1 protein-coding gene is annotated in these 1,133 nt (G+C 66.5%); it reads right to left on the reverse strand.

Features of this window, described 5'->3' with window-relative positions:
• Positions 1-90: 90 nt before the first annotated feature.
• On the reverse strand, positions 91-1,133 hold a 1,043-nt coding region (locus FXF52_RS41105; RefSeq protein WP_148805038.1), incomplete at its 5' end, for an RNA-guided endonuclease TnpB family protein.

Below are 1,133 nucleotides of genomic sequence, written 5' to 3' on the forward strand. Positions count from 1 at the left end.
CACGGTCGCCCGTGAGGTTTCCTGTTTCATCGCCGACTGCCTTTCCGGGAGGATTTTCCCTTGAGGTCTTCTGTCAGCTCCGCAGGCGTTTTACCTCTCCGCCAGCCCGGCGGCGAGGATGTTTGTCGCGGCGTTGATGTCCCGGTCGTGCTCAACCCCGCAACCCGGGCACGTCCAGACTCGGACATTGAGGGCGAGCGCGGTGTTGATCCAACCACACCCCGAGCAGGTTTTGGACGTGGGCAACCACCGGTCAACGGGGATCACCTCACGCCCATACCAGTCGGCCTTGTACTCCAGCATCCTGCGGAACTGACCCCAGGCCGCATCAGAGATGACGCGGGCCAGACGCCGGTTGCGGAGCATGTTGCGCACGCTGAGGTCTTCGATCGCGACCGTTTGGGTCTCACGGACGAGCCGAGTGGTCAGCTGGTGCAAATGATCCCGCCGCCGGTCAGCGATACGGGCATGGATCCGGGCCACCTTCAGTCGGGCCTTCGCCCGATTCGCGGAGCCCTCCTGTTTGCGGGACAGGTTCCGCTGCGCCTTGGCGAGCTTGCGCCGGTCGGCCTGCCCGTACCGCGGGTTGGCCACCTTGCCCTGCTCGTCACTCACCCCGGGCATCGGGCGGGACAGGGTGAGCAGACTGGTGATACCCGCATCCACACCCACCTCGGCATCGACCGGAGTCATGGGCGTCACCGTGGGGTCCTCGACCAGCAGGGACACGAACCAGCGGCCGGCAGCGTCCCGAGACACCGTGACCGTCGACGGTTCCGCCCCCTCGGGCAGAGGCCGCGACCACACGATGGCCAGCGGGCTGTTCATCTTGGCCAACGTGAGCTGACCGTCCCGCCACCGGAACGCGGAACGCGTGTACTCCGCCGACGCCCGCGACTTGCGCTTGGACTTGAACCGCGGGTACCGGGACCGCTTGTCCCAGAACGCCACGAACCCGGCCTGCAGATGCCGCAGCGTCTGCTGCAACGGCACCGAACTGACCTCGTTCAGGAACGCCAGCTCATCGGTGCGTTTCCACTCCGTCAGCCACCCCGACGACTGCACATAGGTGGTGCGCTGCCGGTCGACCGCCCACGCCCGGGTACGGGCTTCCAACGCCCGGTTGTACACCA

The sequence above is a fragment of the Micromonospora sp. MP36 genome (assembly GCF_008119785.1).
GTDB lineage: Bacteria > Actinomycetota > Actinomycetes > Mycobacteriales > Micromonosporaceae > Micromonospora.